6 protein-coding genes and 1 pseudogene are annotated in these 7,081 nt (G+C 67.4%); 1 reads left to right on the top strand and 6 read right to left on the bottom strand.

Features of this window, described 5'->3' with window-relative positions; translation table 11 throughout:
- From AC5RUH_RS11140 to AC5RUH_RS11130, 3 genes and pseudogenes are all read right to left on the bottom strand, one after another.
- On the bottom strand, positions 1–671 hold a 671-nt coding region (locus tag AC5RUH_RS11140), incomplete at its 3' end, for a hypothetical protein (RefSeq protein WP_494128607.1).
- Between the two features lie 102 nt (positions 672–773).
- Positions 774–1,121 (bottom strand): GNAT family N-acetyltransferase, encoded by a 348-nt coding sequence (locus AC5RUH_RS11135; protein WP_494128605.1) that lies wholly within the window; start codon positions 1,119–1,121, stop codon positions 774–776.
- Positions 1,122–1,155: 34 nt separating this feature from the next.
- Positions 1,156–2,179: pseudogene (locus tag AC5RUH_RS11130) on the bottom strand (pirin family protein).
- 84 nt (positions 2,180–2,263) lie between these two features.
- On the opposite strand from AC5RUH_RS11130, the gene AC5RUH_RS11125 reads away from it, so the two are divergent.
- Positions 2,264–2,887, top strand: a complete 624-nt coding sequence (locus AC5RUH_RS11125; RefSeq protein ID WP_494002202.1) for a DedA family protein — start codon at positions 2,264–2,266, stop codon at positions 2,885–2,887.
- A gap of 44 nt (positions 2,888–2,931) precedes the next feature.
- Here AC5RUH_RS11125 and AC5RUH_RS11120 read toward each other — a convergent pair whose 3' ends face one another.
- The 3 genes from AC5RUH_RS11120 to AC5RUH_RS11110 form a co-directional block, all read right to left on the bottom strand.
- On the bottom strand, positions 2,932–4,206 hold the full coding sequence (locus tag AC5RUH_RS11120; RefSeq protein ID WP_494128604.1) for an ArgE/DapE family deacylase: 1,275 nt from the start codon (positions 4,204–4,206) through the stop codon (positions 2,932–2,934).
- A 135-nt stretch (positions 4,207–4,341) separates the two neighbouring features.
- On the bottom strand, positions 4,342–5,670 hold the full coding sequence (locus AC5RUH_RS11115; protein WP_494002204.1) for an MFS transporter: 1,329 nt from the start codon (positions 5,668–5,670) through the stop codon (positions 4,342–4,344).
- 186 nt (positions 5,671–5,856) lie between these two features.
- The gene (locus AC5RUH_RS11110; RefSeq protein WP_494128603.1) at positions 5,857–7,053 is read right to left on the bottom strand and encodes a helix-turn-helix domain-containing protein; all 1,197 of its coding nucleotides are present in this window, start codon (positions 7,051–7,053) and stop codon (positions 5,857–5,859) included.
- Positions 7,054–7,081: the final 28 nt, after the last annotated feature.

Here is a 7,081-nt window from a genome sequence, read left to right as displayed (position 1 = left end):
CCGGCGGCTCCGGCGGCAAGGCGGCCGCCGCCCCGGCCCGATCCGGTCCGGCCGAGGATCCGTTCCATGAAGCCCGGCTGCGCCAGTTCGGCGCGGGTAGCGGTCCTGGCTAGCGTCTCGGGCCGGTCGGAGGCGGCCCGCTCCGCGGCGGGGAGCTGGCTGTTGAGCTCGTCCCGGAGCATCGCGCGCTGCTGCGGGGTCAACCGGTTGAAGGCTTCGGCGTGGGCCCGCTCCATGTCCTGGGGCGGTGCAGTCTGCAGCATGTACTTGTATTTCGCGATGGCCGCCTGGTCGGCGTCCCGGCCGGCGGGTTGCCCGGGCCTGCCGTCGCGAGGCTGCGGCCGGGACGGATACCTTTGACCGCCGTCGCCCCCGCCACGGTTGTACCCGCCGTCGTAGCCGCGGTCCTGCCCATAACCACGGTCCTGCCCGTAACCGCGGTCGTAACCACGGTCCTGACCGTAGCCGCGGTTGTAACCGCCGTCGTAGTTAGGGTCCTGGCCGTATTGGCGGTTTTGGCCGCGCCCGTAGCCTGCCTCCTGGCCGTAGCCGGGTCCCCGGCCGGAGTCCTGGGGCCGCGGCGGGCGCTGCTGTCCGGTGCGTTGGGCCAATTGCTCCTTGGCGTACTGGATGGCCTTTTGCTTGCCCTTTTGGACCAGCTTGTCGAACATTCCCACGGTTCCGCTCCTTGCCTGCCCGGTGGAAGCCGGTGCACGGGGTCATCTCTCCCCGTTAAGAACTGTTGGCGACGGCAAAGGGTTCCGGCGGTCTCCCTAGCCCGCGACGCGTTCGACCGCTTGCACGTGTTCGGGCCGCACCGGGGTGGTCTGGGCCAGGTACTCCGGGTGCTTTTCGACGTAGGCCTTAAAGTAGGGGCATACGGTCACCACGGACACCCCGGCAGCGGCCGTGTCATCCAGCGAGTAGCGGGCCAGACGTCCGGCCAGTCCCTGCCCGGCATACTCCTCGTCAACGGTGGTGTGGAAGAAGACACGCTCGGGGCCCGACGGCCCCTCGAACGGCAACCAGTGGGCCTTGCCGATCACCTTGCCGCCGTCCACCAGTTCGTAGCGGCGCCGTCCGGCATTGCTGCGGACGGCGATGGGGACGTCGGCTTCCATGGGTCCTCCTGATGATGGGGCGGTCCGGCAGTGCTCAGCCGCGGGGTCGCAGCTGGACGGTCGGCAGCGTCGGTGCGGGCAGCGGTGCGGGCGTCCCGTCGGGGAAGGGGCCGAACCGGGGATACGGGGCGCCGTCCGGATAGGTGCCGTTTTCGGGTTCCGGCGCGGGGTCGACGTCGATCTCGGCCTGCCAGGCGGCGCGGTACGCCACGATCTCCTCATGGCTCCGGCCCACGAAGTTCCACCACATGATGATCTGCTCGCCCAGCGGCTGGCCGCCGATGAGCAGCAGCCGGGCCGGGGCGTCCCCGGCCTCGAGGACGAGGCGCTTTCGCCCGGGGGCGAGGTAAACCAAGTGGTCCACCGGGACGTCGTTTCCGTCCAGCCGGAGGTCGCCGGTATCCAGCAGGACTCCGTGTTCGAACCCGGCGTCCAAGGCGAGTTCCAGCCGGGACCCCGCACGCAGCGTGGCCTCGGCACCGAGCAGCGGAGGGGTGTAGGTGTTGACGGGAGACGTGGAGCCGGCCAGCGAACCGAAGAAGACGCGCAACTCCGTCCCGTCGCCGACGACGGGTTCCGGTGCGTAATGTTCGAACGTCGGCGGCATGTTGCGGGTCGAGTCCGGAAGGGCGAACCAGAGCTGCGCGCCGTGCAGGACGGTGGTGTCCGGCGTCGAAAATTCCTGGTGGGAGATGCCCCGGCCGGCGATCATGAGGTTCACTTCCCCCGGGCGCACGATGGCTTCAAACCCGGCCGAATCCCGGTGCGCGATCTTGCCGGAGAACAGCCAGCTGACCGTGGCCAGGCCGGTGTGCGGGTGGCGGGGAACCTGCATGCCGCCGGTACCGGACACCAGGTCGGGCCCGTAATGATCCAGGAAGCACCAGGAAGCACCAGGAACCGATCAGGCTGCGCCGTTTCTGCGGCAGGGTGCGGCGGACGTTCATGGCCCGGATGCCGCCCAGCGGGACGTCACGCGGCGCCAGGACCTCCGCGTCGGCGGAGTCTGCTTCCAGTGAACAGACAACTTCCCTCGGTGCCGCCTCCAGGTTGCTCATGGCCTCAGTTTAGACGGGCGCTTGCAGCGTGCCGCCAGATGCAGCGTTGCACCTGCACCGCCGTGCATCGGGGAGGATGGGGGGATGGACGAACTCGGCGAACTGCTGCGCAGCCTGGATTACTGGTGGATCTACCCTGCCGGTGCGCTCTTCGTGACCGTTTCCGCGCTGGTTCCTCCGGTGCCGAGCACCACGCTGTTCGTCGCGCTGGGGTCGCTCTCGGTGCACTCGGACCACCTCGACCCTTACGTACTGGCGGCCGCCATGCTGGCCGGCGCGGTAGCGGGTGACGCCGGCACGTTCTTTCTGGTGCGCCGCTTCAACCTCGCCGAGCGGAAGGTGTTCTCCGGGCGACACTGGCAGTCAGGCTTCCGCAAGGCCCGCACCGGGCTGGGCCGCAAGGGGCTGCCGCTGGTGCTGACGTCCCGGTTTGTTCCCATGGGGCGGGTGACGCTCAATGTGGCCGCCGCTATGATTCCACAGCCCGGCCGCCGGTTCCTGGCGCACTCCGCCCTGGCCGGTGTGCTGTGGTCCGCCTACTCGGTGGGCATCGGCACCGCGTCGGGCGTGTGGCCGCAGCTGTCCACCGAGTTCGCGGTGCTGCTCGCCATCGCAGCGTCCTTGGTGCTCGGGTCGCTGATCAACCACACGTTGAAGTGGTGGGAAAACCGGCAACGGATGGAGTCCCTCCAGAAGCGGGGCCGCTAGGCGGTCGCCGGCACCGGCAGGAAGCGCGGGTGCCGGCGACTGTGTCAGGCCCGCTCTTCCACGCCGCACCAGTTGGCGATGAACAGAGCGATGCTCTTGGTGATTCGACGGACCGATTCGATGGATACCCGCTCGTCGAAGCCATGGATCGCTTCGGAGACCGGGCCGTAAACAAGCGCGGGCGTGTCGGCATAGAGCGCGAAGACACGCCCGTCCAGGTAGCCGGGAGTGGTGAAAGTGCCAAGCTCCTGACCGAAGACCTGCTCGTGCGTGCTCTCCAGCAGGGACTCGGCTTCACTGCCGGGCTCCAGCACGTAGCCTTCGGAGAAGAATCCGGTTTTGGTGGCGACGGCCTTGATCGGCTCGGGGCCGGCCCCCAGCCGGGCGAGGCATTCCTGCAGTTCGTGCCAGGCCTGCTCGGCCGGGATCCCGGGGTAAATGGCCGCCCGCACATCGAATTCACACCAGGCGGGCACGCTGGAGGGCCAGTCGCCGCCGATGATCTGCCCGAAGTTGAAGTTAATGGGGTGTTCCAGGTCCTCGAAGTAGCGGTGCCGGCCCCGCTCCGCGTTCCACTTCTCCTCGACTTCGCGCAGGGCGGTGATGGCGGTGTAGGCGGCGTCGATGGCGTTGAAGCCGGTGCCCATCTCGCGCGGATGGGTCGGGTTACCGGTGACACGCACCTTGAACCAGAGCACCCCGACGTTGGCCCGGACCAGCATGTCCTCTTCGGGCTCGGGAATGATGACCGCGTCCGCCCGGTAGCCGCGCATAAGCGCGGACAGGGAACCGTTGCCCGTGCATTCCTCTTCGACGACGGACTGGAAGTGGATTCGGCCGGCGGGTTCGAGGCCGGCCGCCTTGACGGCGTCGAACGCGAAGAGGTTGGCGGCCAGCCCGGCCTTCATGTCGCCGGCACCGCGGCCGTACATCCAGCCGTCGATGATGGGAGCATCCCAGGGGGAGCGCGACCATGCCTCTTCCGGCCCTTCCGGCACCACGTCGACGTGTCCGTTCAGGATAAGCGAGCGGCCGGTTTCGGCGGCAGGCCGGTACGTGCCGACAACATTGTCGACGTCGTCGTAGGAGACGGTGACGGGGCCGAAGCCCGGATGCGTGGCGAGCTCGTCGGGATCCAGCTGCCAGCGGTCCATTTCCAGGCCGCGGGCGGCCATCGCCGTGTGCAGCAGGTCCTGCGCGCTGCCTTCCGCGGTCCGCAGCGACGGGTGCTTCACCAGCTCCTGGGTGAAGGCCAGCTGCGCGTCGAACGCGGCGTCGACGGCATCGAGAATACGTTGGGACTGTTCGTCATTGATCATCCGAATGCTCCTTGATATGGCGCGGGGGAGCCGCCCGGCTGGACGGCTCCCCCGCGAGGTGGTGAGACGCTGGCTTCCGGCGGCGGTGTCCACCGGAGGCCGGAGCCCGCCCCGGGGTGGGGCGGGCGTGGGGACTTAGCTGTCGGCTACGATCTGCTTGTCCTTGACCCGCAGCCGCTCGCCGAGGAACCCGCCGAGGGCCGTGAGCAGCGCGATGATGGCAAGGATCATGGCCGCGCCCCAGGACTGGTTGCCGGAGACGCCGAGCATGGCGGTGGCGATCATGGGCATGAAGCCGCTGGTCGCGCCGGCGATGTTGTAGCCCAGGGCCACGCCGGAGTAACGCAGTTTCGCCGGGAACAGTTCGGTCAGCAGCGCGCCGTTGACCGCGTACGCCACGGCGATCAGCATGATGCCGAAGGTGATGGCCAGGGTGATCAGCAGCGGGGACTTGGTGTCGATCATGGCGAACAACGGGAAGGCCAGGACGGCGGTGAGGATGCCGCCCCACATGGTGACCTTGCCCGGGCCGATCTTTTCCGCGAGCCGGCCCATCAGGATGGTGACGATGATCTGGGCGACGGCGGCGATCAGGGTGGCGTTGACCATCACGTTGCGGTCCACCCCTAGGGTGTTGACGCCGTAGCTGACCACGAAGGTGGTGATCATGTAGAAGCCGCCCACGCCCAGCAGGGCGGCGAGCACGGCAACCACCAGGCGGCCGCCGGCGTTGCGGAAGACGTCGAAGGCCGGGACCTTGGAGGTCTCTTCCTGGGCCAGCAGATCCTTGAAGATCGGCGACTCCTCCACCTTGAGCCGGATCCACAGGGCGATCAGGAGCATCGGGAAGGCCAGCAGGAAGGGAATGCGCCAGCCCCAGGCGTCAAAGAAGTCGGACGGGAAGAGCAGCACGAGGGTGAACGCCGTGGACGCCAGCAGGGTCGCCACCGGCGAGCCGACCTGGACCAGGGCGGCGTACCGGCCGCGCTTCTCGGCCGGGGCGTGCTCGACGGCCATCGTGACCGCGCCACCCCATTCGCCGCCCACGGCCAGTCCCTGGACGAGCCGCAGGACGGCGAGCAGGATCGGGGCCGCCAGGCCGATGCTGCCGAAGTCGGGCAGCAGGCCGATCAGACCGGTGGCGACGCCGATCATGACGATGGTGGTCAGCAGGGCGGGCCGGCGGCCGTACTTGTCGCCGATGTAGCCGAAGAGCATGGCGCCGATCGGACGGGCTGCGAAGCCGACGCCGAAGGTGGCGAACGAAGCCAGCAACGCGGCCGTGGGATCCAGTTCCGTGAAGAACAGGCGGTTGAACACCAACGCCGCGGCCGTGCCGAAGAGGTAGTAGTCGTACCACTCGAGAGCCGTTCCGACGAAGGCGGCCCGGGCGATCTTGCCTGCGTCCTTGCCGGAGACTTTCGGCGGAGCGCCGGGGGTGTTGAGAGATTGCGGCGTCGTCACGTGTTGCCTTTCAAGCTATGCGGGGCCGGCTCCGATGGAGGAGGCAGCGGCAGCCCGTAATTCCTATGGCCCTGAACGGAGGACATCCCGAGGTAGAGCTGTGAAGTACCTCTCGACTGTAAGGTAGTGCCATTCCCCTGAACAATGACAATACTCACCGGCTTGACAACGCCTACTTGTGCCTTTTCACAACTTGTGCCCATTTTTGTAGTCCGCGAGCGCCACGAGTGCGAGCGCTGCCTGCGCCGGAACCGTCATGTCCAGCCCGATGACTTCCTCCAGCGAATGCAACCGGTTGACCACCGTGTTTCGGTGGCAGTAAAGTTCCTCCGCGGTTTCCTTGATCGAACCGGTGCGGCCGTAACTTTGTGCCACCTGCAGCAACCGCTGGCGCTCATGCGGCGTGCAGTGGTCCAGTGCCGTGGTGACGGGGAGCGAGAATCCGGGGAGCGCCTTCTCCAGGAGGTCCCGGGCAATGGACATCCAAGTGCCCGCGATGGTGGCCAGCCCCGTATCGGCACCGTGCTTGGCGGCCAAAACCAAAGCCGCCGCTGCCGCCTGCGGAATCGCGGCCAGGCCCTCCACGCCGGGCATATAACCGGCCGGAAATTCGGGCGGATCGTCCTGCCAGGTCCGTCCGGCTCGGCTTACCCGGAAAAGGTAGAGGGCGCCGGCGCGTTCGTAGGAGAAGGTGTGGCGGTCGGCCGCCGGCTGATCCGGCAACTTCGCCGCCGCCTCCTTGGTGACCGCAATCAGTTCAAACACGTCCGAGCTTTCTACTTCCAAGCCGGCGGCGATGTCGGAGACCTCGCCGGTGTTTTGGGTATCGGTGTTAAAGAGCCGCGAAAGCAGCCGTTGCCGGTGCAACTGCTTGTCGCGGGCCAGCAGGGCTTCCTCTTCCGAAAACGCCTGCTGAATACTGCTGACGTATCTCTCCACAGTGTCCAAGACCCGGTCCATGTTGGCAACGAGCACGTCGGTGCCGTGCCCCCGCGCAACGCGTTCAAGGCCTTTCCACAGGACCCGGAAGTCGTTGCGTACCGCGCTCAGGAAGGCCTCCAGCGGAACCCCCTGGCGTGCCCGGCGGGAAGCCACATCCCTCGGCAGGGACCGAAGATCGGGCGGCAACTCGAGGCCGGCCATCTGGAACAGGAACATCTCCATCGTGTCCACCGCTGTCCGGCGGACATCCTCGTCCGGAACCAGTGCCCCCTCATAGGAGATGGCCGCAAAGCGCTCCAGGAAGTCGCTGACCAGTAAATCGCGTTCCTGCCACAGGCGCCGGATAAGTTCGGTCCACTGGGGTTCGGCCGACGGGTCGGGATTGAAGTCCCGGTGCCGGCTGGCGCTGTGCAGGAAAGGTTTTACGCGCGGCTCGCTCATGCATCCATCTTATGCATTTGCCTAATCC

The sequence above is a fragment of the Arthrobacter sp. Y3223166 genome (assembly GCF_059090935.1).
This window is presented reverse-complemented; position numbering and strand designations above follow the sequence as displayed.

What these genes read in the sequence shown, in the direction of transcription:
- AC5RUH_RS11110 (WP_494128603.1), bottom strand. Translation starts at nt 7,053, where the DNA reads ATGAGCGAGCCGCGCGTAAAACCTTTCCTGCACAGCGCCAGCCGGCAC.
- AC5RUH_RS11125 (WP_494002202.1), top strand. Translation starts at nt 2,264, where the DNA reads ATGGACGAACTCGGCGAACTGCTGCGCAGCCTGGATTACTGGTGGATC.
- AC5RUH_RS11135 (WP_494128605.1), bottom strand. Translation starts at nt 1,121, where the DNA reads ATGGAAGCCGACGTCCCCATCGCCGTCCGCAGCAATGCCGGACGGCGC.
- AC5RUH_RS11120 (WP_494128604.1), bottom strand. Translation starts at nt 4,206, where the DNA reads ATGATCAATGACGAACAGTCCCAACGTATTCTCGATGCCGTCGACGCC.